Raw genomic sequence first — 24,323 nt, 5'->3', positions numbered from 1 at the left:
TTATCTTTGTGAGGCTTCTACTTCAGGCTTAGGTTCTGCTGGCGGTGGCACGCAAAGTTTTTTATTTTTAATTGCAACGAATGTTTTTAACGTTAAATGCAAAACCAAAGCGGACAGTACAGACAAAAAGAAAGCCGCAAAGAAACCGAATGCGTTCATATGTAACTGTTCATACATCATAAAGCTGGCGTTAGCTATGGCAGAAATAGGGAAGGTGTAGGCCCACCAAGACAGTGAAAAAGGGACTTTAATAAAACGCCAAGCTTGTGAAAACATGAGTAAAGTAAAAAACAAGCCTGTGTAGTAAAGCACGCGACCAAAATTATCAATTGGCTGACCTTGTTGAAGAGCTAAGTAGGATAAAAAACCCATGGCAGGTGGTGCTATCAAAATAAATAACGTTGGCTCAAGCATTTTTAACATTGGTGGGTGAAAGAACAAGCGATACATAACAATTGCTAAGAGCACTAGCCAGAAAATCAACCCGATACTAAAATAGAACCAAGCAATTTCATGATAACCAAACAGCATAGCAGGAAGTGGTGCAACAATATTCCCCACAATAGGGATAAACCAAGCTGGTGTCATTTGGTTTATTTGCCACTTTTCGTGCAAAATCCATGATTGAACCACATAAAAAGTCAGCAAAAGTTGTGCAATGGCACCGATATAAAACATGCCTTCAGATAAAATCGGGCTAATATCTTTATATAAGATAGACATTAGCATTAGACTGATGCTGACAGCAGGAAAGAAGTTAACGGCAATGGGGTGATTGATTTCTTTAGTAACAGCGTTCTTGTATTTCAATAATTTAAAGCCGTAAGCTAAAGCAATTAAAATAAAGAAAAAAGTCGTTAGCACTGTCAAAATGAGCCCAATTTTAGACGACATTTCTAAAATGTTATGTGCATTGTTGAAACCGATGGTTAAACCCGCATAGCCCATAATGGCACCAAATAAAGTAATAGGGAAGAATGCCATGCGATTTGGTGTGTTGTCTGCTGCAGGTGTTTGCTGATCTGTCATAGTACCCTCGTGTGCCAATAAAGAACTCAATATATGAAAGAGATTGATAAACTAATGGCTATTATAATGACTTGATTGGAAAGTTAATAACTTTACTAAGGTCGTTTTCTAACAAATGAACCTTTCACTTTCTATAATGAACTATTCTTAAAATAAGCTATTCATTTTATGGCTAATATATGGAACAACAAAGACAAATGCAAAAAAGCCTCATGTTTGAAAAACAAGATTTTTTTAAACTGCCTGTAAGTTACTTCTCAATGCCAATGGGTCTGCTTGGGTTAGGTATCGAAGCACACCATTTTGAAAAAATTTCGGCTTTACCAGATGATTTTAGCTCATGGGTTTTGCAGTTTGCGTGGACTCTTCTTGCCATAATGGCAATATTTTCTTTGGTTAAGTTACTAAAAACAGAAGGGCGCCAATTCCTAAAATTACAGTGGCAAAATTCAATAAGCCTGCTTGATTTCCCTATTTTGACTTTAACGGCCTTGCTCTTATTACTCTCACTTGAGGATTTTAGCCAAAAGGAGGTGGGGTGGTTAGCTGTCTTTGGCATGATCGTTATTACTCACACCTATTTTAATATCGAAATACTGACACGTTGGCTTCATGACAACAATCTAAAACTACAAGATATCCGGCCAACTTTCTTTATTTTATTGTCTGGTAACTTTATGGTCGTGATTGTTGGTGATTTTTATCTCCCCAAGATCTATGACGAGTTTCTTTGGTTTTACTTTTCGGTCAGTTTATTTTTATGGTTTACCTTCGTCTTTATTTTGTTTTATAGGCTGATTTTTGAGGTAAGCATTCAAGATACTTTACGACCTAGTTTATTTATTGTTCTTTCGCCGCCATCATTGGGCTTAATTGCTTATGCGCTCTTGTCTCATGCAACGCAAATGTCTGCCGTGACGTGGGTGTTATTCAGTTTTGCGACTTTCTTTTTTGGAATGTGGTTTTTGATGCAAAGGTTTTTTCGCAAAATTCGCTTAACGATGATTGGTTGGGCCTTTATTTATCCGCTTGCATCATATGACGTGTCTTTACAGGTCATCTATCATTTAACGAATAATCCATTGATATTAAGCTTGGCTTTTGTTGTGATGGTAACCAATATCGTATTGTCCTGTATTTTGCTATATCACATGGTTCGAACTCTATTGACCAGAACCGTTGTTGAAGAATAATTTTGAGTGACGATGTGTCATCACCCAGCCGTTAAGATGCTTTATAATAAGCGCACTTTCAGACTCATTTTTTAGGAGAATTTCGTGGTAAAAACTCGCTTTGCACCCAGTCCAACAGGTTATTTACATATAGGTGGTGTTAGAACAGCACTTTATTCTTGGTTATACGCCAAGCAAAAGGGCGGCGACTTTATTTTACGAATCGAAGATACGGATCTTGAACGCTCTACTCAAGAGTCTGTTGATGCCATTATGGAAGGCATGGAATGGCTAGGTCTTGAGCATACAGAAGGGCCTTATTATCAAACGCAAAGATTTGATCGTTATAAAGCCGTTATCCAACAATTGATGGATAACGACTTGGCTTACTATTGTTATGCGACATCAGAAGAACTGGACGATATGCGTGAACAACAACGTGAACGCGGTGAGAAACCACGTTATGACGGTCGTTATCGTAACTTTACAGGTACACCACCAGAAGGTGTTAAGCCAGTTATTCGCTTTAAAAACCCATTAGATGGTGATGTAGTGATTGACGATATCGTGAAGGGCAAAGTAACCGTTTCCAATAAAGAACTGGATGACCTAATTATTGCGCGTTCTGATGGCACACCAACTTATAACTTAACGGTTGTTGTGGATGACTGGGATATGAAGGTCACTCATGTTATTAGAGGGGATGACCACCTAAACAACACACCAAGACAAATCAATCTTTACCATGCATTGGGTGCATCTTTACCCAAGTTTGCACATATCCCGATGGTTCTAGGCCCTGATGGAAGCCGTTTATCAAAACGTCATGGTGCGGTTTCTGTTTTACAGTACAAAGAAGAAGGTTTCTTACCTGAAGCTTTATTGAATTATTTGGTACGTCTAGGGTGGTCTTATAAGGATCAAGAAATTTTTTCGATTCAAGAAATGATTGAGCATTTCGATTTAGAAACAGTCAATTCTGCACCATCAACATTCAATACTGAAAAATTGCTGTGGATTAACCAACAGCATATTCAAAATACTGATATTGAAAACCTAGTTAAAAACTTAGCGCCATTTATGCAAGCAAAAGATCTTGATGCCACACAAGGACCTGATCTGGCTTTAGTTGCGGACTTACTTCGTGAGCGTGCTAAAACTCTTATCGAGATGGCAGATGGTGCGGTTTATTTTTATCAAGATTTTAAATCTTTTGAAGAAGGCGCAGCGAAAAAGCATTTACGAGGGGTTGCTGAAGAACCATTGCAAAAAGTTCAGGAAAAATTTGCAGCTTTGTCAGACTGGAGTAAAGAAGCGATTCACCATGCCATTCAGGAAGCCGCTGATGAATTAGAAATCGGTATGGGTAAAGTAGGCATGCCTTTACGTGTTGCAATTACTGGAGGAGGGCAGTCACCTTCTATTGATGGCACTGCTGAATTGATTGGTCAACAACGTTGTTTGGATAGAATTTCTATGGCCATTGAGTATATTCAAGAACGCATTAAAAACGCCTGAACAACCTACTAGATTGTTTTTATTAAGAATAAACGGACAACTTGATATCAAGTTTGTCCGTTTGTTTTTTGGGTAGATAATGTTAGCGTTTAGTAAATATTGATTGTTAAAAAAATATTTACCGTTTTATGAAAAAATGCCTTGACCCAAGGCGGCATATCTTTATAATACGCGCCTATCAGTTACATGGCTCCTGACTAAGACTTCACAATCTTATCGATAGAGTGGAAACATGGGGCTATAGCTCAGCTGGGAGAGCGCAACACTGGCAGTGTTGAGGTCAGCGGTTCGATCCCGCTTAGCTCCACCAATTTTAACTGATAACCGATTATACTAGGCCATAATCGCGTCATAGTTTGTATGACAGTTTTCAAAGTGTCCCGTTCGTCTAGAGGCCTAGGACACCGCCCTTTCACGGCGGTAACAGGGGTTCGACTCCCCTACGGGACGCCACTATGCGGGAATAGCTCAGCGGTAGAGCACAACCTTGCCAAGGTTGGGGTCGCGAGTTCGATCCTCGTTTCCCGCTCCATTTTTAGGTAGATTGAATAGGGTACGTCTAGGTCCGTACACAAAACCTTTCAATTTATCGCTTGTTGAAATACAAGTACTTGAGCGGACGCTCACTTTTGTCCCGTTCGTCTAGAGGCCTAGGACACCGCCCTTTCACGGCGGTAACAGGGGTTCGACTCCCCTACGGGACGCCACTTTCTGAAAGAACCTGCTACAATTTATTTTGTAGTGGGTTTTTTTATATCTTATTTTTTTGTCTTTCTCGGACAAGTTTTTCCTGATAAACTAAATCCAAAGCAGCACACCGTCGTGCGACTCTTATAGTTTCTTTTCTTAAAATTTATTTCACATTCAATTTACGTTTTTAAAGTACGCTGATTGAAATGGCGTTCAATACTATAAAAATGTATTTCACTAAGGAGTGGCTATGGCAAAATCGGATATCGGCTTAATTGGTTTGGCTGTGATGGGACAAAACCTTGTTTTAAATATGGCTGATCACGGATATCGCGTGACAGTTTACAATCGTTCTGCCGACAAAACAGAAACCTTTTTACAGCAGCGTGTTGAAGCGCGTCCGATTATTGGTGCCTACTCTTTGGAAGAGCTTGTTGAAAGCTTAAGTGCACCTAGAAAAATCATGTTAATGGTTAAAGCAGGCGAGGTCGTAGACCACTTTATTGACCTTCTGCTTCCACTTCTTGATAAAGGCGACATTATTATTGATGGCGGTAACTCTCTTTATACTGATTCTGACCGCAGAACAAAATCTTTAGCTGAAAAAGGCATTTTGTTTATTGGAACAGGGGTATCAGGTGGAGAAGAAGGCGCTCGCTCTGGACCATCAATTATGCCTGGAGGCAATCCTAGTGCATGGGCAGCTGTTAAACCTATTTTTCAAGACATAGCCGCTAAAAGCCATGGGGAAGCTTGTTGTGACTGGGTAGGGCAAGGTGGTGCTGGACATTATGTAAAAATGGTTCATAACGGCATTGAGTATGGTGATATGCAATTAATTACTGAAGCCTACCAACTTATGCGTGAAGGTCTCGGTTTAACCGCAGATGAATGTCAGAAAATTTTTGCAGAATGGAACCAAGGGGTTCTTGATTCCTATTTAATTGAAATTACAGCTAACATTCTTTCTTTTAAAGATACCGATGGTGAACCTTTGGTTGATAAGATCCTGGACGCTGCAGGGCAAAAGGGTACCGGAAAATGGACTGGTATCAGTTCACTTGATCTTGGTATTCCATTGACCTTAATTACCGAATCTGTCTATAGTCGCTGTTTATCGTCATTCAAAACAGAAAGACAGACTGCAGCGAAAATATTCCCTAAACAAAAAAGTAATTTGACTGTAGACAAACAAGAAGCCTTAGCAGCAATTCATGATGCACTTTATGCCTCGAAAATTATTTCCTACACTCAAGGCTACATGCTGATGTCAGAAGCTGCTAATGAGTTTGGCTGGGAGCTTAATTATGGTGGTATTGCTCTTATGTGGCGTGGTGGCTGTATTATTCGCAGTAAGTTTTTAGGTGAAATTAAAGCCGCTTACGATAAGCAACCCGATTTGCAAAACCTGCTTCATGCCGACTTCTTTGAATCAGCCATTAAAGGGGCTGAAGCCAACTGGCGCCAGGCAATTATTTTTGGTATTCAAAACCAAATACCAACGCCAGCATTAAGCTCCGCATTGGCATTCTTTGATGGCTATCGCAGCGAAACCTTGCCTGCTAACTTGTTACAAGCACAAAGAGATTATTTCGGCGCACATACCTATGAGCGTGTCGATAAAGCCCGCGGTGAGTTCTTTCATACAGACTGGATCAAATCTGGCGGAAATGTCAGCTCAACAACTTATGAGGTTTAATTGATGCCGCAAGATTGTACATTTGTCGTATTTGGCGCAACAGGTAACTTATCACTAACCAAATTAATGCCTGCTTTTTATCACCTAGATGAAATGAATCGTTTAACAGACGGAATGCGTCTAATCACACTAGGGCGAAAGAAATACTCACAGGAAGAGTGGTTAGCCATTATTAAAGAGGCTGTGTCTCCAAAAGCGCGAGGGGGTTTGAAAACTGATGTTTTTGAGCGGTTTGCCAAACGGATGCAGTACTTTGCAATGGATGCTGACCAAATAGACTCTTACCATCAACTGTCTGATTTGCTCTGTGCAGAAAACATGCCTTCCAACATAGCATTTTATTTATCTCTAGGCCCTGATCACTTTGCCAAAGTCGTTAGAAACCTTAATAAAGCTGGCATGCTGGATGAATCTAAAGGATGGCGTCGTGTTGTTCTTGAAAAGCCGTTTGGCTATGATTCATCTAGTGCAAAAGCATTGCAATTGGAATTAAATAAATATTTAGATGAATCGCAAACCTATCGCATTGACCATTACTTAGGTAAAGGAATGGTACAAAATATCATGGTATTCCGTTTTGCCAACCTTTTAATGGAACCGCTTTGGAATCGCAATTACATCGATCATATTCAGATTACCCATGCAGAAGACCGGCCTATTGGAAGTCGTGCCGGTTATTACGATACAAGTGGCGCTATGCGAGATATGATTCAAAGCCACTTATTGCAGTTGTTGGCCTTGGTTGCTATGGAGCCACCTGCATCAATGGATGCTGAAGAACTGCGTGATGAAAAAGTTAAACTACTAAAATCAATCCGATTGATTTCAAAAAACAATGTTAAGTCACAAGCTTACCGTGCCCAATATGCTGCAGGAAAGGTTAATGATAAACAGGTGCCAAGCTATCTTGAAGAACCGGATGTCGCAGAAGACAGTGTGACTGAAACCTATGCTGCGCTTAAACTTTATATCGACAATTGGCGCTGGGCAGGCGTGCCTTTCTACATTCAAACCGGAAAAAACATGGCTGCATCCAAGACTTTGGTATCTATTTGTTTTAAACATCCACCGAAGCAGTTTTTCAGAGAGTCTCAAGTTAAGAAAATGGACCCAAACTGGATTGTGTTTGGTATTCAGCCAAGGGAGTCCATCAAAATAGAGATGACCGCCAAGGAACCTGGGTTGGAAATTAATACTCAGCAGATTAGCCTTGATGCCGCAATGAAGCTTGATGATGCTGATTCCATTGATGCTTACGAAGAATTATTACTAGATGTCATAAAAGGGGATCGCTCTCTTTTCCTTCGCTATGATGAAGTGAAAGCTGCTTGGAAAGTGGTGGATCCCGTTCTTGAAGTATGGGCATCGGACACTAGTTATATTGATACCTATGCGTCTGGTTCTTGGGGGCCAAAAGGGGCAGAAAAACTTTTTGACCAACCGGACCAAGGCTGGCGTTTGCATATCAACCCTGAGTGTGCAAATCAGTAGTATCATGGTTTAGGGTTATTGAGACAAAAATGAACAGGACGCTTCCCGAAAATTGGATTGAACTGCAAACAGCAGAGGATGTTGCACAAGCTGTTACAACCCATATTCTTCAAACTGCTGATAAAGCCATTTCGGAAAAAGGAAGTTTTCACCTGGTAACAGCAGGCGGTAGTACGCCAAACCGCTGTTATGAATTGTTGGCGACACAAAAATCCGACTGGCAAAACTGGCATCTCTATATGGGGGATGAACGTTGTTACCCCGCAGATCACTCTGAACGAAATAGCGTTGCTTTGCAAACCCACTGGCTATCAAAGCAAACCTCTATTCCTCAAACACAAATTCACTTTATGTCCACGGAGCTAGGGTTAGAGGCTTCTGCTAAGGAATACAACATGGTGGTTGAAAGCTTGTTTTCATCAGGTGAATGTTTTGACTTATGTTTACTTGGGATGGGAGAGGATGGCCATACTGCCAGTTTGTTTCCAGGGCATTTTTATATTGAAAACCAATATACAGTTTTAGAGTATCAATCACCAAAACCCCCAAGCGAACGCTTAAGCTTGTCTTTTGAAACACTCTGTAATAGCCAAGCCGTTATTAAGCTTATTACTGGAAAATCTAAACACGATGCAGTGCAACAGTGGTTAAAAGGGGAAAACCTTCCTGTTGCCAATGTTTATGGTTTGAAGAAAACTCTAACTTATTTAAGTTCTGATGTTTTATCAGACAACACTGGTCTGGCTTAAGTTAGCTTTTAATATTTTTCTTTAAGTTGTTGAATTATTGACATAATTCCTCTTACCCAGCCTGGCAGATTTTTATTGTTTATTTAAGTTTATCGATGCGCTCTCAACATTATCAACTTGTTCAAGCTGATCGAGCAAATTACCTGCACTTGTATGTGAATCCAGCTCTATAACAAACTGCATGGTAACCGTACCATCAGTCTTATCGGATTGAGTATCAGATTTAATAATATTGATGTCCTGCATAGCTAAAAGCGTCATAATGTCACGCAACAAGCCCTTACGGTCAAAACACAGCACACTCAATTCAGCTTCATAGGTTTCAACTAACTCTGTTTGATGTCTTGTCCACGAAACGGTAATTAATCGTTTTTGCTCTTCATAGCTTAGGTTAAGAATGTTGTTACAGTCTTTTTTATGAACCGTAATCCCTCTGCCTCGTGTGACATAACCGATGATTTCATTATTTTCGGTCGGGTGGCAGCAGGGGGCAAGCTGTGTTTTTAACTGTGGTGAACCTACGACATAGGCTCTTGCTGGTTCATTTAAGTTATCCGTTAAATGAATGGAATCGGTAACTTTGGTTTTGTCAGGATCCTGTGGCGCTACTCGTGGTTGCTGTGGCTTAACTTGTTTCTGAATAGCGCTATTTAGCTGACGGTCATTGATTTGACCTTTACCTAATGCTTCATAGAATTCAGCCGTAGTTTCACATTTGAAATACTTAACTAATTGCTCGAGTTTAATCTCGTGCGCATGTAGTCGACGCACTTCTTTATTGAATATGGCTTCACCAGCATCTCGGTTGGCTTCTTTGTTTTGATGGTTAAACCAGTGACGAACTTTGGTTCTAGAACGGCTGCTTCCCAAATAACCTAAGTTGGGATTTAGCCAGTTACGGCTGGGTTCACCTGATTTAACCGTTAGAACTTCAACTTTATCACCTGTTTTGAGTTGATAGGTGAGCGGTACTATTCGACCATTGACCTTGGCACCACGGCAACGATGCCCTAATTCAGTATGAATATAGTAGGCAAAGTCTAGTGCTGTTGATCCTTTGCTCAGGGTAATAATCTCATCAGTAGGCGTCATTGCATAAATATGCTCTGAAAGAAGCTCTGTACTGATTTCATTCAATAGATCCGGGTTGTCATTGTACTCAAGCATTTGACGAACAAGATTAATGCTTTGTTCAAGCCTTGCATCGAGCTTTTTACCACCTTCTTTGTAACGCCAATGTGCCGCCACCCCATATTCAGCATGTCGGTGCATTTCATATGTACGAATTTGAATCTCAACCGTTTTATTTTCGGCGCCGATTATGACTGTATGAATTGATTGATACCCATTCTCTTTAGGGGTTGCAATATAGTCATCAAACTCATCTTTAATATAGTTCCAGCGACTATGGATCATCCCCAATACTTCATAGCATTGCTCTATAGTATCTACATAAATACGAACGGCACGAAGGTCGTAAAGCTCATCAATCGGCAGATTTTTCTTAGTCATCTTTTTCCAGATGCTATAGATGTGTTTAGGGCGACCCGAAATCTTAAAATCCATGGCTTTATCGTCAAACATGTTTTTTAAGGTATCAATAACATTATTAATAAATGCTTCTCGACCCGCACGCTTTGAATCAAGCTGTTGTGCGATGGACTTGTAAACATCCGGCTGTAGGTAACGAAACGAAAGGTCTTCCAGTTCCCACTTAAGTTGAGCAATACCTAAACGATTAGCTAGCGGTGCAAAAATCAATTGCGTTTCATTAGAAATCTGTTGCTTAACATGATCTGCTTCGTTTTTTAAATTTCGTAGACGAACCACTCGATAAGCCAACTTAACAATCATAATGCGAATATCTGAGGTCATCGCCAACAGCATCTGCCTTAGGCGTTCAGTTTGAACTTCATTAGTTGCGGATGCTACGCTAAAATCTTTAATGGCATTTAATCGTCTAATCTCTTTAACCATCTGAATGATGTTGCTGGAGAAGATAGATTTAAGCTTGTCTAATGAATAGGCTGGCTCGAGGTTTCCATCACTCAAAAGCGTCGCTATTAGTGTGTCTCTATCCAGTTTTAATTCGGCCAAAACAATGGCAACTTCAGCACTTCTAACAATGCTGTTTGACGTTGAGTTATAAGCCTCTATTGCGAGTTCACAGGCTTTTAGGCCTAGCGTATCTTCATCTGTGGTTTCGATTTTTTTATGAAAAACCTGCTGATAGAGTTCATGAGTTGTCATTGCTGTCGTATTGCTCTTCTCTAGAGTTATTTTTGTATTTATTTCGTATAACCGTGTAGTTTACTTATTTATACTCAGGAAACCAGAATAATCGCAGTGAAAAACTGTATTTGAAATTAGAAAATGCGATAATGCGGTGCTATGACCGCTTCTATTTTACGAGACAAGAACCTTTAAAAAATGTCATTAATTGAATACAAAAATAGCGCACATGGTTTTTCAGTAGCCCCCATGCTGGATTGGACCGACAGACATTGTAGAGTGTTTCATCGAAAGTTAACACGTCATGCATGGTTGTACAGTGAAATGGTTACAACCGGTGCGATTATTTACGGAAACAATCTGCCACGCTTTTTGGGTCACGAATTTGATGAACCTGTAGTGTTGCAACTTGGCGGAGCCGATGCCCTTGAATTAGCGCACTGCGCAAAGCTTGGCGAAGAGTGGGGCTACAACGAAATCAACTTAAATGTTGGTTGTCCATCAGACAGAGTTCAAAACAACATGATTGGTGCTTGTTTAATGGATCATCCCAAGATAGTTTCTGAAGGGGTGGATGCTATGAAGCAAAAGGTTTCTATTCCTGTCACCGTTAAATCCAGAATCGGACTGGATGACAACGAGGATTTCAATAAGCTAGTTGATTTCGTTGGCGGCATTATTGAAGCTGGTGGAAATGGTGTTATCCTCCATGCACGAAACGCTTGGCTGCAAGGACTTTCACCTAAAGAAAACCGTGAAGTGCCTCCATTGAGATATGACTGGGTCAGACGTATCAAACAAACGTTTCCAGACTTTTCGATTGCCATCAATGGCGGCATCGCCACGCCAGAATCTGGATTAGATTTTCTTAAGAATGAGCAGGACCTACCAGCTTTAGACGGTGTGATGCTAGGGCGTGCTGCTTATGAAAATCCTTATTTGTTGTCGAGTGTCGATAACCTCTATTATCAAGATAATGCTCCTATACCAAGCAGACAACAAGTCCTTGAATCTCTTTATCCTTATATAGAATCTCATTTGCAAGACGGTGGTAAATTACATCAAGTATCACGCCATATTTTGGGTTTATTCCACGGTATGCCTGGTGGTCGTCTATGGCGACGTTATCTTTCTGAAAATGCCTTTAAAGAAGGTGCTGGACTTGAAGTGGTAGAAACAGCTTTGCAAAAGGTAAATGATGAAATTTATCGAATGGAGCAAGCTTCATGATTTTGCTGGAAGTACCTTTCGCAGAAAAAGATTTAGCAAAATCAGTAGGGGCTCGTTGGAACCCTGTTGAGAAGAAATGGTATGTTCCAGGTGACTTGGAAACTGACCTCACACCATTTGAGCGTTGGTTACCTCAAGATAACGATAATTCGCCTCAACAAATTGTATTACCCGGTAGCAATAGCGCTACCTCTTCCAATGAAAAAGAAAAAGGAATTCCGCTTAGTCAGTTAATGCAACAAGTGCAAACGGCTATTCGTAAACAGTTTACCGGTGCAGTTTGGATAATGGCGGAAGTCGCCAACATCAATGAAAGAAGAGGGCACTGGTATTTTGAATTGACCGAAAACACAGAAGACAATATTCAGCTAGCGAGCTGCCGTGCAATGATTTGGCAGAGTCAAGCAGAACGCTTGTTGACTAAGTTTGAGTCTGAAACAGGCTCTAAACTGGCAGCAGGGCAAAAAGTTCTTTTGATGGTCGAGCCCACCTTTCATGAAAAATTTGGATTTTCTTTAGTCATTCAAGATATCGATCCAAGTTTTACACTCGGCGAACTGGAAGCCTCGCTTCAAGCAGTACGTAAGCAGTTAATTACTGAAAAGCTTTACGATAAAAACAAGTTCTATTCCATGCCTAAAGACTTTTACCGTGTCGCGGTCATTGCACCGCCTTCAGCTGCCGGTTTAGGAGACTTTCGAGCGGATGCTGATTTGCTGGTTAAGAGTAAACTTTGTGAGTTTAAATATTTTTATTCCACCTTTCAGGGGGATAATGTCGAGAAAGAAATGCTGGGGGCTTTTGATGCGTTTTTAGCATTACACCAGTCGAATCATTTTGATGCACTCATTATTATCCGAGGTGGCGGTGCAAAACTTGATTTACAGTATTTAAATAACTACGAACTGGCTAAAGCAGTGGCCAATATGGAGCTACCCGTACTAACAGGGATAGGGCATGAGCGTGACAACACTTTATTGGATGAGGTGAGTGCTGTGAGATTTGATACGCCCAGTAAAGTGATAGCCGCATTGCAACGCACCATTTTCACGGCAGCTCAAACAGCTAAGCAAAACTGGTTGTTTATTGAAAAGGCGAGCCAATTGTTTGTTCAAAGACAAAAGCAGCAGCTAAATGAAATGGAGTCTCGCATTCAAACTAAAAGCCTGCAGCTTCTGCATTTAAATAAACAAAACTTAACGCCTCTAATAATGCATATTCAGCAGCAAAGCATGCGTACTTTGAATCAACAGCAACACTTACTAGAACAATGTGTGGACGCCATTTTTCATCAAGCTAGCAACCAAGTACAGTTACAAAAGCAAGCCTTGTCACAATATAGAGAAGTACTAAATAATCGCCCTGTCAAAATACTTGATTCTGCTAAACAAACAACCCAACAGCTGATTGCATTTATTTTAAGTTCCGGGCCTAAAACACAATTAAACCGAGGTTTTGCTATGGCTAAAAGCAAAACTGACCACAAACCTATTACAACTAAAAAGCAAGCACTGACACAAGACGCCTTTGAGGTTCAATTTTCAGATGGCTCAGTTGATGTTACAGTTTTAAAAGATGTGAAATAAACCTTTACCAAGGTCTTAAACAAACGGAGTTAAAAGATGGCTCAAACTACAGAAAATAGTTACCAGAAAAACTATGAAAAACTTCAAGAAATAGCGCAAAAGCTATCTCAGTCAGACAATGTTGATATTGACGAATTGGTGCCAATGGTTGATGAGGCGACTAGGGCTTATACACTTTGCCAGTCTCGTATTGAAGCTGTAGAAACCGCGTTGAATAAACGTTTAGATAAAGTTGAAGATACTGACGAAGACGCATAAAAAATGAAAGCCACCATTTATCACAACCCTAGATGTTCTAAAAGCCGACAGACACTACAAATTCTAGAAAATCACAATATCGAAATAGATGTTGTGGATTATCAAAAAACACCGCTTAGCGTTGAAAAAATTGATGGTATTTGTACGGGATTGGGCATTGAACCTCAGCAAATTATTCGCACTAAAGAGCAGTTGTTTAAAGATTTAGGGTTGTCAGTTGACGATCAGAAATCCCGTAAAGAATGGCTTGAAATATTACATAGCAATCCCAAGCTGATAGAGCGACCTATTGTGCAAATTGACAAAAACTTTGTCATTGGTCGCCCACCTGAGAATGTAGAAGCATTGTTGAATAATCTCAGTTAAATTACCTTATATAAGTTACTTCATGCCTTATTCACTTTTATCATCTCAAATATCTAAGAAATTCAGCTTTTGTTTAGGTATAAGCATAAGTATTCTCAGCATTTCTGCTGCAGATGCAGCAAACAAAACGGGCGATAACTGCGGCTTTCCTAGCTATCAAGACACAATAAGCAGTAACTACCAAGGACAGCTGTTTCAGCTCAGCGATCATTATCCCAAAGAGTTTCCAAATACATCTAAACCTTGGGAAAACTGGAACTTTAAAAGTGATCCTCAAGCCTACCTTAATAAGATAAAAGCTTATATTTTTGCGGGCATGAAAGAAGCTGATTGGCGCCCAGGGCAAAATAAAGTGCATCACTGGTACCACATGCCGTGGGTAACAATGGGAAGACGCGCTAGAGAAGGGGTGAGGGGGCTTAATAGAAATGCAGACACAAAGCCCTACGAGCTAGCCCCTACACAATCGAAACCTCAGCAAAAGTGGGAGCTGAGTTTTTACAACAATTACGCCGCATATCAGATTGGCCAAATATGGTGCCATAAGGGCAAAACAGGCTTAAAGGTAGGCGAGCCAGACCTAACCAAAACTGAATTTCCTGAAGGAAGTTTTATAGCGAAGTTTGTTTTTATAACTGGCACAGATAAACAATTACCTTTCATGAAAGGTGCACCAACAGTGCTGGCGAATATTAATGAAACAATTGACCGTAAAAGTCCTAAAAAAGTTTTACCTGTTAGATTAGTACAAATCGATTTCTCAATAAGAGATAAACGTGCTGACAGCACAACAAGTTGGATTATGGGGGCATTTGTCTATGACAGCAATGCCAAACAAGGTAAAAACGGCATTTGGGACAAAATGGTACCTTTGGGTGTTCAATGGGGAAATGACCCAACCATTACGCCAACTATGGTGAAAAACGGTACCAAACTAAAAGAAAGTGTCATTATGGGTAAAATCCCGGACTATGCGCGACGACGTCTTGGTTACGGTAGTCGTCTTAACGGCCCATTAGATTTTTACGGGTTTTCATGTTTAGGTTGTCATAGTATGGCTCAATGGCCAAAACCCTTAGCGAAAATTCCAAAGGGAAAAACTGAAGCTGAAAAAATGCATTACTTCAGAAACCTTAAACCTGATGAACCTTTTCAGAAAGGACACATTTCATTGGACTACCAATTGCATTTGGAAAACGCATTTAGAAATTACTTTCGTAATGATCAGTCTGCACAAGCAGATGATTAACTAAACCAACAACCTTTAAACTTCCTGAAAAAATTCTCCAGAATAATAATTTCTGGATTCTATATTTTAAAGGACACTTTGTATGAATTTTATCCAATTTAACATAATATACATTATGCGAAGTTAAATATAGTTTCAACAAAATCTACAGACAATAAAAAAGCAGCTTATTGCCGCTTCTTAAGTGCCTGACGAAATCTACCAGGCTGGGTTTGTCATTATGACAAGTTAGTTAGCCTACACTCGAAGGCAATGCCACAAACAAGATTAGCTCAATAACACCAACAACTGTTGGTAGCCATGCACCTTTTACTTTTGACATACAGGCCTTGAAACCAAAAACAATACCCAGTGCAGACAATAAATAAGCTGCCGGTGCAATCAAAATAGAAATAAATAATAATGGCGCTAGCGAAACCATTATCCAGCTAGTTGTTAGTGCATTATCTGGATTGTATTTACGGGTGTTTCTCATGTCATCATGAGCTGAGCTCGCAGATTCAAGCCTTGCAATAACCGCTGATAATTCTTCTTCTGTTAAGTGATCTTGAACAACTTCAATATCCGTTAGTCCTAGAGTAACTTTTCTTTCACGAATCAAGCTCTTAACTAAATCATTCCAGGTAGCTTTTTCAGGAAGCTGTTCAACAAGCTTTATTGCATCTTCTTTAATTGACACGATAACCCTCCAGTTATTCCATTATCTTCTTTATTTCACATTACATAGTAGTGTTTCTGTGTCACATTATATGCAAAAAACTCTAACAAGAAACATACCGATTTTAAGGATTTTCGATTATTATAGTGTTAAATAAGATTTAAAAGCGAATTTCAGGTTTCAAGGAGAAACGTCTAATGGCATTAATGCCTGGATTACAACTCAATATTGGTCAGCAACTTAAGTTAACACCTCAACTGCAGCAGTCCATCAAAATATTGCAGTACTCTGCTCTTGAAGTCCAACAAACCATTGCCACAACCTTAGAAAGCAACTTTATGTTGGAAGTAGAAGAGTCTGATGCGCAAGATGAAATGGAAGAATTGAGTCCAGATCTTGAGGATACTTCTAAAGACACAAAGGACACTTCCGAGTCTGATCTCGATATTGAGAAGGCTGACGCCATTTCCGATAATATGGAAATTGATTGCGAATGGGAAGAAGTTTATACCGACTATGGCGCTTCACAGCTGTCTTCTAAGGCACAATCCCTTGATGATTATAACTCCCCTGAAAGCTATACATCAGCCGAACTAACTTTAAAAGATAAACTTTATTGGCAGTCAGACATTTACCCATGGAAAGATTATCAAGAATTAATCGCCTCTTATGTTATTGATGAAATCAATGATGAGGGCTTCTTATTAGTATCTATACAAGAAATTTTAGATGACCTTTTAGCTAAAGAGCCTGATATCGATGTCAATCTTGCTGATGTTGAAGAAGTTTTATTGATTATTCAGGATTTTGAGCCTACCGGTGTTGCTGCTAGAGACCTATCTGAAACCTTGATTCTGCAACTAAAATCGCTACAGCAAAACCCTTATGTTGTTACGGCAACTAAAATCATTGAAGAAAACTTTGAGCTGTTAACGGTTAGAGATTACAAGAGACTAAAGAAAATCTATTTTCTGGATGACGAAGAATTGCATCAAGTTATTCAAGTTATTCAGTCGCTTAATCCTCGTCCGGGACGTGCCTACTCCTCCTCACAAGGTGAATTAATTACACCAGATCTTATTTTAACGCGCACTAAAAATGGTTTTATGATCGAATTAAACCAGGATGCTTTCCCTAGGCTAACCATTAACTCGACCTACCTTAATATGGCTTCAGGCTTATCAGGAAGCTCTGATGAGTCTAAAAAAATAAAAGAGCAATTAATTGAGGCAAAAGGACTGATTAAGAGCGTTCAAAGCCGTGGTGAAACCCTATTGCGTGTTGGTAAATACATTATCGAAAAACAAGCTCGCTTTTTTGATGAAGGTGAACAAGCCATGCAACCTATGGTTCTTAGAGATGTAGCAGAGTCATTAGAATTGCATGAATCTACTATCTCCAGAGCAACAAACCAAAAGTATATGCAAACACCTCGCGGTACCTTTGAGTTGAAATACTTTTTTTCAACTGGTGTATCACAATATGGCAGCGAAGATCAGTCTGCTATTGCCATCAAATCTCACATTAGACAGCTCATTGATGCAGAAGACCCAAACAAACCGTTAAGTGACAACAAGTTGATGTCTTTACTTGAAGAGAAAGAAATTAACGTTGCTCGACGTACAATCGCTAAATACCGAGAATCCATGGGAATCCCCTCCTCAAGCGATCGAAAAAAACTCAACAAATTCAAATAGTTTCCTAAAAATTTTAATGAGAGTATTAAACATGATTCCAAATCATAGTGTTGAACTACGCCAAGAAGTTTCGCAACAACAATGGCAAGCTCAAGCTGACGTTAAAGAATATATGTCGGCTGTTAACCCTCCTATGCCCAAAATTGATGTTGAAAGCTTTCCTGCTTCTTTGCATCAATCCGGGGCAACGCGCGTTATCCCATTTGATTTATCGAAAGCTTTAGATATCGAGTACCCAGCTACCTCACCTAACCTTATGGCTAACTTCGTGCGCATATGCAAAGGTGAGTCTTTAAAAACTTCAGCCAAAGTGACCTCTCAGATGTTTTATGTCATCAATGGGCAAGGTAAAACCCAGATGTCGGAAGGTACTATTGAGTGGAAAACTGGTGATCTTTTTACACTCCCTTCTGTTGAAAGTGCATTGCATTCAGCAACCGAGGATACTTCAATTTACTGGGTAAATGACTCCCCTCTATTGAAATACTTAGGTGTTCAGCCCGCTGAGAAACGCTTTACACCTGTGCTTTATACAAAAGAGCACTTAGACCATGAATTAGAAAAGGTTAGACAAGAAGGTGAAGGAAGAAATAGAACAGGAATTCTTTTGTCGAACCCAAACTTCCCGAAAACCATGACGCTCACGCATACTTTGTGGTCACTATATAACGCCCTACCCGCAGGCGTTGTGCAAAAACCACACAGACATAATTCTGTGGCCATTGATTATTGTGTTGCGGCTGGGCCAGACACCTACACACTCATAAGTGAAGAAGTTGATGAAAATGGTGAATTAGTAAACCCCATTAAAGCAATGTGGGAACCAGGAGCAGTTTTTGTTACACCTCCAGGTTGGTGGCACTCTCATCATAACCATTCAGGTGAGGATGCAATTGTCTTACCAATTCAAGATGCTGGATTAATTATGAATATGCAGGTTTTAGACTTCCAGTACATCCGTTAAGCTGTGTAAAATGGGCTCTATAGTATTTTGCTCTTACAGGAAAAGTTTATGGCAATGTTGAATAACGATTACACCATTACAATTGTAGAAGATGACCCTCTACAACTGGAAAATTTAGCGACCGCACTTTCTGAACAAGGCTTTAAAATCAAAGCTTTTACTGACCGAGCTACGGCAGAAGCTAGTTTTGATGAAGCCCTGCCGGATCTAGTGATTTCGGATATTATTTTAGGGAATGAGATTGATGGCGGCTTTGAGCTAGCAAAACATCTTTTATCATTTGAAACAGCTATCCCAGTTATCTTTCTTTCAGAAAGGCAGTCGGAGTTTGATATTTATACAGGCCATGCACTAGGCGCAATTGATTACTTACCAAAACCAATCAGTTTAGGCGTCTTGACAGCAAAAGTTAAAAACCTATTGCGCATCACAGGTTCGATACAGGTCAGTGATGATGGCGGTAAATCATTGATTAATGGTCTTAACCTAGCCAATAACGAATTTAAGGCTTACTGGCACGATCAAGTTCTGGATTTAACGGCAACAGAGTTTGAAATGCTCAAACAGTTTGCCTTGACGGGTGAAAAAGGTGTCGTCACCTATGATAAATTACAAGAATCTACACAAGGTGTTGTTGAAAGAAATACGATCAATACGCATATATGTAGAATTCGAAACGCCTTCAAAAAGGTCGATCAAGGTTTTGATTTGATTCATAACGAATACGGCCGAGGATACAGCTGGCGACAAAAATGAAGCCTTCTTTTAAAATGAGGTTAACCATCAGATCAAGGTTTTATATCTTACTCTTGATGTTAACCCTGCTCCCCGCTCTCGCTTACCGATTTGCGATTGACCTACACAGAATGCTGCTTGAAAACCAAGCAGTGATTCAACAACAAACGGTTATCAACCTCTCCTACGTACTTGAAAACCGCACAGACCTATGGGCTCAGCAGATTTTATCCGGCCGCCCAACAAATCAACTCAGCCACCTCAATTTAGATAAATCGGTACTCTGGATTGTTAATGAGTTTGGGCAGGTAACTTATGTGGTTGGTCGTTTATCTCAGCAAGCTACCGCTCTTGATAAGGATTTATTCGCAAAAATTGGTTATTTTTTAATCAAAACATTATCGAATGTCATCCCTTTTACATTACCTTACCCCTACCCCCAAAGCACTAACCCCGAGGTTGCGCTGATTCGTCAGGCAATTTCTGGTCATACTTTCCAGCAGTATAGAATGTATAAAAACACTCCTATTTCTTTAATGTCAGCTACGCCTTTAAAGCTTCAAGGGCACATCATAGGGGCGATTGTTCTTGAGCAAACGATGAATAGCTTATTGACCGACTCCCTAAAACGTTTTTATCGTCTTATCGGTATGGGAGCACTCATCTTTTTTGTCGTTTTTTTTGGCGCAGTATTCTACATAGCGTCTCTGTCCAAACGTATTGCTCGACTAGATTATGATGTTAGAAATACCTTTGATGCCTATGGCAAAGTTAATAAGATGAACTTCCCTGACAGTATGCCAAGGCATTACTACGATGAAATCTCTGATTTACGTCATCATATTCATGACATGTTAAGCCAATTGTCATCTTACGAGCGTTATCTAAAGCAACTACCTAAAACTCTGCGGCACGAACTCCATAACCCTATGAATCGTTTATCCATGTCACTTTCATTACTTGAGCAAGACGTGGATCACAAACAAGTACGGTATTCAAAACATGCATTAGAGCAGCTAAAGCAAATTATTAGTTCACTTTCAGAAGCTAACAGCATAGAAGAGAGTTTATCCATGCAAGAGCCTGAACCTTTCGCAATTCAGGAGATGCTTAAACACTATCTGGAAAATATTGTCATACTCAACCCCGAACATAAATTTAGAACTCAGCTGAATATTCCTGAAGAAACTCAGGTCGTTGGGGATGGCTTTATGATTGAGCAATTAATGGATAAATTGATTAGTAATGCGAAAGATTTTGATGATGCTAAAGAACCTATAACGATTAGTGTTGTACTTAACGGACAAAATGAAGTCGAAATTCTTGTACAAAATACAGGAAAACCTCTTCCTAAAACTATTGAGAAACAAATTTTTGACGGTATGACATCAATTCGAGAAACAAATGCTGATAATCAAGCACACTTGGGCTTAGGGCTTTATATCGTTAAGTTAATAGCAGATTTTCACAATGGTAAAGCAGAGGCATTTAATTACATGGACTTGAATGGAAAGCCCATTGGTGTCGTTGTTAAAATTATCCTGCCAGTATTGAAAGCTTAATTTACATACCTTTAATAGATTCGTTAATATCTATTAATGCTTGAATTGGATCTTTAGCCTGAGTAATTGGACGACCAATCACTAGATAACTAGATCCGGCTTTCAACGCTTCATCTGGCGTCATAATGCGCTTTTGATCATTAACATCCGCATCACGAGGTCTAATTCCTGGTGTAACCAAGCAAAAATTTCTATCAATTTCGGCACGAATGTCTGAGGCTTCTTGTGCAGAACATACAACACCATCCAAGCCTGAATCAGCAGCTAATTTTGCTAAGCGCATCACATTGTCATGAGGTGTTCCTTGTAGACCAATATCTCGTAGATCCCCCTCTTCCATACTGGTCAAGATCGTAACAGCAATTAAAATAGGTTGGTGAGAACTTTGTAAGACACCCTCTTTTGCCGCTTCCATCATTCTACGACCACCAAGCGCATGAACATTTAACATCCACACACCCATCTTAGCGGCAGCCTGACAAGCTTTTGCTACCGTATTTGGAATGTCGTGATACTTTAAATCTAAAAAAACATCAAAACCCTTATCAATGCAGCTCTCAACAAAAGCTGGGCCACCAATAGCAAATAATTCTTTTCCTATCTTTAACCGACAAATACTTGGATCCATTTGATGGATAAAAGAATTTGCTCTTGATACAGAAGGAAAATCTAATGCGATAACAACTTTTGGATCAGGAAGTCCTGTTCTTTTATGCATATAAGTACTTCTCTTTGTGTGTTTCTTTATAAGGAGGTGATTTCGTTTGTTTTGTTAGGTAATGATTGTTGTGATAATTGATTTTTCACTTCAGAAAGCTGTTTATTTAATTCAACAACTTCACTAGATAACTTGTTGTTTTTCTTGCTATTTTTTCTTATCTCCCATTGCTTACCAATCAACACAAAAGAGAAATAAAAACCAGATAGTAACATTCCAAGAGAAAAAGTAATCGCTAATAATATAGATAGTGGCAATTCAACCACTTTATAAATTAGGTCAAATTTAACTATGCTGGGATTCAACACTCCTAAAAAAATGCCGAGTGATAAGAAAAGCAGTGTAATGATGATTGAGATAGTTTTAAGCATAAAAAAAGGGCACAATATTTTAAAAATATTGTACCCTTTTCAAAAATAGAATGTGAGTTTTTACTGTTAAGAAATAATGTCGTACATGTCCTTAGACTCGTCCACACTGTCTCTTAATGACTTTCCAGGCTTAAAGTGAGGAACTCGCTTTTCACCTAACTCAACATTTTCACCAGTTTTGGGGTTTCTCCCAACACGTGCTTGGCGATGATGAAGACTAAAACTTCCAAAGCCGCGAATTTCAATTCTATCCCCTTCTGATAGGCTTTCTATCATGGAGTCAATAATTTCATTCACTGCTAACTCAACGTCTTTTTGACTAAATTGAGTTTGACGTCTTGCAATCAATTCGATCAATTCTGACTTAGTCATTCTTTACTGTCTCTTTTATAGAAGTCTCTTCTGACAAGAGTAAAATCTGTTTAGGCATATAAATAAACACCTTCAACCTGTCCTTTTTAAATAACAAAGGAATTTAAGAACCGCTATTACTAGCGGCTCTTAGGTTAGATCTTATTCGTCACCAGAAAGTTGACCTTTTAATAGGTCACCAAGAGTACTTGCAGCTTTAGGCTGTGATGAAGAGTAGTCCTTAACCGCATTCGCTTCTTCCTGAGCATCTTTACCTTTTACAGATAAAGAAAGCGAACGGTTTTTGCGATCAACGTTCATCACCTTAGCTTCGACAGTATCACCAACTTTAAGAACTGAGCTAGCATCACGAGTATCTTCAGCTAGTTCAGAAGCTCGTAAATAACCTTCAACATCATCAGCTAGATCAATTACTGCACCTTTCTCATCAACAGACTTAACAGTACCAGTTACGATGCTATTTTTTCCGTTTTCAGCAACAAACTCACCAAAAGGATCTTGTTCTAATTGCTTAAGACCAAGTGAAATTCTTTCACGTTCTGGGTCGATTGAAAGGATAACTGTTTCTAGCTCATCACCTTTTTTGAAGTCACGAACCGCTTCTTCACCAGCTTGAGACCAAGAAATGTCAGTTAGGTGAACAAGGCCATCGATATTGCCTTCTAAACCAATAAAGATACCGAAATCAGTGATTGATTTAATGTTACCAGCAATTTTGTCACCTTTAGTATGAGTTGCAGAGAATGCTTCCCAAGGGTTAACAGTACATTGCTTGATAGACAATGAGATACGACGACGCTCTTGATCAACATCTAGGATCTTAACTTTAAGCTCTTGACCTAGGTGAACTACTTTAGATGGGTGAATGTTACGGTTAGTCCAATCCAATTCAGATGTGTGAACCAAACCTTCAATACCATCTTCGATTTCGATGAAAGCACCGTAATCAGTAATGTTGGCAACTTTACCCATGATTTCCGCACCGATTGGGTAACGAGCAACCATATCTGACCAAGGATCTTCTTGAAGTTGCTTCATACCTAGAGAAACACGGTTTTTCTCTCTGTCGAACTTCAATACTTTAACTTCGATCTCATCACCAACCTGAATAACTTCAGATGGGTGGTTAACACGACGCCATGCCATATCTGTGATATGTAGAAGACCATCAATACCACCAAGGTCGATAAATGCACCGTAATCAGTAAGGTTTTTAACGATACCTTTAAGTGTTGAACCTTCTTCCATGTTAGCAAGCAATGCTTCTCTTTCAACAGAGTTTTCAGCTTCGATAACAGCACGACGAGAAACAACAACGTTGTTACGCTTACGATCAAGCTTAACAAGTTTCATTTCAACTTCTTTACCTTCAAGGAAACCGAAATCACGAATAGGACGAACATCCACAAGTGAACCAGGTAAGAAACCGCGAACACCTTCTACATCAACGGTTAAACCACCTTTAACTTTACCAGTAACAAGACCAGTAACTGTTTCATTCTCTTCAAGGGCAGTTTCCAAACGGTCCCAAGTCTTAGCGCGCTTAGCTTTTTCACGTGACAAACGAGTTTCACCAAAGCCATCTTCTAGTGTTTCTAGATAAACTTCAACTTCATCACCTACGGCAACTTCTAGTTCACCGTTAGCAGTTTCGAATTGATATCTAGGGATTGCAGACTCAGATTTCATACCTGCATCAACTAGGACTGCTTCTTTGTCGATAGCAACAACGGTTCCTATGATTAGAGAACCAGTTTGGAATTTGTCTTCTTGTAAGGATTGTTCAAATAATTCAGCGAAAGATAATTCACTCATGGGGTTATACCAAAATTAAAAAAGCCGTTTATGTCTTCCTATTGGGGTCTAAAAGATATAATCGGGTCAGTTATGTTAATCGCCAGGTTCCCAAATACCCAACAAAATAAATTTTGTAATTTCTAATTTAAAATTACAAAAGCAAAAAAATCTTTACTCGAA

General features: G+C 39.5%; 21 protein-coding genes and 4 tRNA genes. 18 read left to right on the top strand and 7 right to left on the bottom strand.

All coding sequences use genetic code 11. The annotated features are described in order from the left end of the window. Entirely contained in the window at window positions 1-1,029 is a 1,029-nt protein-coding gene (locus N745_RS0105395) for an SLAC1 anion channel family protein (RefSeq protein WP_024851106.1), read from the bottom strand. A gap of 179 nt (window positions 1,030-1,208) precedes the next feature. Here N745_RS0105395 and N745_RS0105390 point away from each other — a divergent pair, with 179 nt between their 5' ends. From N745_RS0105390 to pgl, 9 genes are all read left to right on the top strand, one after another. Continuing rightward, entirely contained in the window at window positions 1,209-2,222 is a 1,014-nt protein-coding gene (locus tag N745_RS0105390) for an SLAC1 family transporter (protein ID WP_024851105.1), read from the top strand. A gap of 84 nt (window positions 2,223-2,306) precedes the next feature. Next, on the top strand, window positions 2,307-3,719 hold the full coding sequence (gene gltX, locus N745_RS0105385) for a glutamate--tRNA ligase (protein WP_024851104.1): 1,413 nt from the start codon (window positions 2,307-2,309) through the stop codon (window positions 3,717-3,719). A gap of 234 nt (window positions 3,720-3,953) precedes the next feature. Beyond that, window positions 3,954-4,029 (top strand) — tRNA-Ala (locus N745_RS0105380). 67 nt (window positions 4,030-4,096) lie between these two features. After that, window positions 4,097-4,172, top strand: a tRNA-Glu gene (locus N745_RS0105375). 4 nt (window positions 4,173-4,176) lie between these two features. After that, window positions 4,177-4,251 (top strand) — tRNA-Gly (locus N745_RS0105370). A 99-nt stretch (window positions 4,252-4,350) separates the two neighbouring features. Then, a tRNA-Glu gene (locus N745_RS0105365) sits at window positions 4,351-4,426 on the top strand. Window positions 4,427-4,659: 233 nt separating this feature from the next. Further along, on the top strand, window positions 4,660-6,108 hold the full coding sequence (gene gnd / locus N745_RS0105360; protein WP_024851103.1) for a decarboxylating NADP(+)-dependent phosphogluconate dehydrogenase: 1,449 nt from the start codon (window positions 4,660-4,662) through the stop codon (window positions 6,106-6,108). 3 nt (window positions 6,109-6,111) lie between these two features. Then, on the top strand, window positions 6,112-7,599 hold the full coding sequence (gene zwf / locus N745_RS0105355) for a glucose-6-phosphate dehydrogenase (RefSeq protein WP_024851102.1): 1,488 nt from the start codon (window positions 6,112-6,114) through the stop codon (window positions 7,597-7,599). Window positions 7,600-7,628: 29 nt separating this feature from the next. Further along, window positions 7,629-8,348: a 6-phosphogluconolactonase gene (gene pgl / locus N745_RS0105350; RefSeq protein WP_024851101.1), complete on the top strand. Its 720-nt coding sequence runs from the start codon at window positions 7,629-7,631 to the stop codon at window positions 8,346-8,348. Between the two features lie 72 nt (window positions 8,349-8,420). On the opposite strand, the gene N745_RS0105345 is transcribed toward pgl, so the two are convergent. Next, on the bottom strand, window positions 8,421-10,598 hold the full coding sequence (locus N745_RS0105345) for a RelA/SpoT family protein (protein WP_024851100.1): 2,178 nt from the start codon (window positions 10,596-10,598) through the stop codon (window positions 8,421-8,423). A gap of 180 nt (window positions 10,599-10,778) precedes the next feature. Here N745_RS0105345 and dusA point away from each other — a divergent pair, with 180 nt between their 5' ends. Genes dusA through N745_RS0105320 form a run of 5 tightly spaced genes read left to right on the top strand, consistent with a single transcriptional unit; the run spans window position 10,779 to window position 15,269 of the window. Then, window positions 10,779-11,810 (top strand): tRNA dihydrouridine(20/20a) synthase DusA, encoded by a 1,032-nt coding sequence (gene dusA, locus N745_RS0105340; RefSeq protein WP_051453379.1) that lies wholly within the window; start codon window positions 10,779-10,781, stop codon window positions 11,808-11,810. Continuing rightward, window positions 11,807-13,396 carry an exodeoxyribonuclease VII large subunit gene (gene xseA, locus N745_RS0105335; protein ID WP_024851098.1) on the top strand — a complete coding sequence of 530 codons (1,590 nt, stop codon included), beginning with the start codon at window positions 11,807-11,809 and terminating at the stop codon, window positions 13,394-13,396. The genes dusA and xseA overlap by 4 nt, the downstream gene beginning before the upstream one ends. A 36-nt stretch (window positions 13,397-13,432) precedes the next feature. Continuing rightward, the gene (gene xseB, locus N745_RS0105330; protein ID WP_024851097.1) at window positions 13,433-13,654 is read left to right on the top strand and encodes an exodeoxyribonuclease VII small subunit; all 222 of its coding nucleotides are present in this window, start codon (window positions 13,433-13,435) and stop codon (window positions 13,652-13,654) included. Window positions 13,655-13,657: 3 nt separating this feature from the next. After that, on the top strand, window positions 13,658-14,020 hold the full coding sequence (gene arsC / locus N745_RS0105325) for an arsenate reductase (glutaredoxin) (protein ID WP_024851096.1): 363 nt from the start codon (window positions 13,658-13,660) through the stop codon (window positions 14,018-14,020). 22 nt (window positions 14,021-14,042) lie between these two features. Further along, window positions 14,043-15,269: a hypothetical protein gene (locus N745_RS0105320; RefSeq protein WP_024851095.1), complete on the top strand. Its 1,227-nt coding sequence runs from the start codon at window positions 14,043-14,045 to the stop codon at window positions 15,267-15,269. A gap of 232 nt (window positions 15,270-15,501) precedes the next feature. Here N745_RS0105320 and N745_RS0105315 read toward each other — a convergent pair whose 3' ends face one another. Further along, window positions 15,502-15,948, bottom strand: coding sequence for a hypothetical protein (locus N745_RS0105315; RefSeq protein WP_024851094.1), 447 nt, complete (start codon window positions 15,946-15,948; stop codon window positions 15,502-15,504). A 176-nt stretch (window positions 15,949-16,124) separates the two neighbouring features. Between N745_RS0105315 and N745_RS0105310 the strand changes: the two genes are divergently transcribed. From N745_RS0105310 to N745_RS0105295, 4 genes are read left to right on the top strand one after another with little or no spacing between them, the layout of a single operon-like run. Next, the gene (locus N745_RS0105310; RefSeq protein ID WP_024851093.1) at window positions 16,125-17,624 is read left to right on the top strand and encodes an RNA polymerase factor sigma-54; all 1,500 of its coding nucleotides are present in this window, start codon (window positions 16,125-16,127) and stop codon (window positions 17,622-17,624) included. Between the two features lie 31 nt (window positions 17,625-17,655). Continuing rightward, complete coding sequence (locus N745_RS0105305) at window positions 17,656-18,588, top strand: cupin domain-containing protein (RefSeq protein WP_024851092.1); 933 nt, start codon at window positions 17,656-17,658, stop codon at window positions 18,586-18,588. Between the two features lie 48 nt (window positions 18,589-18,636). Continuing rightward, the gene (locus N745_RS0105300; RefSeq protein ID WP_245595662.1) at window positions 18,637-19,344 is read left to right on the top strand and encodes a response regulator transcription factor; all 708 of its coding nucleotides are present in this window, start codon (window positions 18,637-18,639) and stop codon (window positions 19,342-19,344) included. Next, on the top strand, window positions 19,341-20,885 hold the full coding sequence (locus N745_RS0105295) for an ATP-binding protein (RefSeq protein WP_024851090.1): 1,545 nt from the start codon (window positions 19,341-19,343) through the stop codon (window positions 20,883-20,885). The genes N745_RS0105300 and N745_RS0105295 overlap by 4 nt, the downstream gene beginning before the upstream one ends. A 1-nt stretch (window position 20,886) precedes the next feature. Here the strand turns inward: N745_RS0105295 and pyrF are convergent, their stop codons facing one another. The 4 genes from pyrF to rpsA all read right to left on the bottom strand — a co-directional run bounded on the left by pyrF (window position 20,887) and on the right by rpsA (window position 24,161). After that, a complete protein-coding gene (pyrF, locus tag N745_RS0105290; RefSeq protein WP_024851089.1) occupies window positions 20,887-21,603 on the bottom strand; it encodes an orotidine-5'-phosphate decarboxylase in 717 nt (238 codons plus the stop codon). Window positions 21,604-21,629: 26 nt separating this feature from the next. After that, the gene (locus N745_RS0105285; RefSeq protein WP_024851088.1) at window positions 21,630-21,974 is read right to left on the bottom strand and encodes a lipopolysaccharide assembly protein LapA domain-containing protein; all 345 of its coding nucleotides are present in this window, start codon (window positions 21,972-21,974) and stop codon (window positions 21,630-21,632) included. A gap of 66 nt (window positions 21,975-22,040) precedes the next feature. After that, entirely contained in the window at window positions 22,041-22,346 is a 306-nt protein-coding gene (locus N745_RS0105280; RefSeq protein ID WP_024851087.1) for an integration host factor subunit beta, read from the bottom strand. Window positions 22,347-22,487: 141 nt separating this feature from the next. After that, the gene (rpsA, locus tag N745_RS0105275) at window positions 22,488-24,161 is read right to left on the bottom strand and encodes a 30S ribosomal protein S1 (RefSeq protein WP_024851086.1); all 1,674 of its coding nucleotides are present in this window, start codon (window positions 24,159-24,161) and stop codon (window positions 22,488-22,490) included. Window positions 24,162-24,323 lie beyond the last annotated feature (162 nt).

The sequence above is a fragment of the Hydrogenovibrio kuenenii DSM 12350 genome (assembly GCF_000526715.1).
GTDB lineage: Bacteria > Pseudomonadota > Gammaproteobacteria > Thiomicrospirales > Thiomicrospiraceae > Hydrogenovibrio > Hydrogenovibrio kuenenii.
This window is presented reverse-complemented; position numbering and strand designations above follow the sequence as displayed.

Bases quoted from the DNA above. Each gene is read 5' to 3' on its own strand.
- xseB (WP_024851097.1), top strand. From the start codon at position 13,433: ATGGCTCAAACTACAGAAAATAGTTACCAGAAAAACTATGAAAAACTT.
- N745_RS0105295 (WP_024851090.1), top strand. From the start codon at position 19,341: ATGAAGCCTTCTTTTAAAATGAGGTTAACCATCAGATCAAGGTTTTAT.
- N745_RS0105345 (WP_024851100.1), bottom strand. From the start codon at position 10,598: ATGACAACTCATGAACTCTATCAGCAGGTTTTTCATAAAAAAATCGAA.
- gnd (WP_024851103.1), top strand. From the start codon at position 4,660: ATGGCAAAATCGGATATCGGCTTAATTGGTTTGGCTGTGATGGGACAA.
- N745_RS0105310 (WP_024851093.1), top strand. From the start codon at position 16,125: ATGGCATTAATGCCTGGATTACAACTCAATATTGGTCAGCAACTTAAG.
- pyrF (WP_024851089.1), bottom strand. From the start codon at position 21,603: ATGCATAAAAGAACAGGACTTCCTGATCCAAAAGTTGTTATCGCATTA.
- N745_RS0105305 (WP_024851092.1), top strand. From the start codon at position 17,656: ATGATTCCAAATCATAGTGTTGAACTACGCCAAGAAGTTTCGCAACAA.
- dusA (WP_051453379.1), top strand. From the start codon at position 10,779: ATGTCATTAATTGAATACAAAAATAGCGCACATGGTTTTTCAGTAGCC.
- N745_RS0105280 (WP_024851087.1), bottom strand. From the start codon at position 22,346: ATGACTAAGTCAGAATTGATCGAATTGATTGCAAGACGTCAAACTCAA.
- N745_RS0105300 (WP_245595662.1), top strand. From the start codon at position 18,637: ATGGCAATGTTGAATAACGATTACACCATTACAATTGTAGAAGATGAC.
- N745_RS0105320 (WP_024851095.1), top strand. From the start codon at position 14,043: ATGCCTTATTCACTTTTATCATCTCAAATATCTAAGAAATTCAGCTTT.
- N745_RS0105390 (WP_024851105.1), top strand. From the start codon at position 1,209: ATGGAACAACAAAGACAAATGCAAAAAAGCCTCATGTTTGAAAAACAA.
- arsC (WP_024851096.1), top strand. From the start codon at position 13,658: ATGAAAGCCACCATTTATCACAACCCTAGATGTTCTAAAAGCCGACAG.
- N745_RS0105285 (WP_024851088.1), bottom strand. From the start codon at position 21,974: ATGCTTAAAACTATCTCAATCATCATTACACTGCTTTTCTTATCACTC.
- zwf (WP_024851102.1), top strand. From the start codon at position 6,112: ATGCCGCAAGATTGTACATTTGTCGTATTTGGCGCAACAGGTAACTTA.
- N745_RS0105395 (WP_024851106.1), bottom strand. From the start codon at position 1,029: ATGACAGATCAGCAAACACCTGCAGCAGACAACACACCAAATCGCATG.
- pgl (WP_024851101.1), top strand. From the start codon at position 7,629: ATGAACAGGACGCTTCCCGAAAATTGGATTGAACTGCAAACAGCAGAG.
- rpsA (WP_024851086.1), bottom strand. From the start codon at position 24,161: ATGAGTGAATTATCTTTCGCTGAATTATTTGAACAATCCTTACAAGAA.
- xseA (WP_024851098.1), top strand. From the start codon at position 11,807: ATGATTTTGCTGGAAGTACCTTTCGCAGAAAAAGATTTAGCAAAATCA.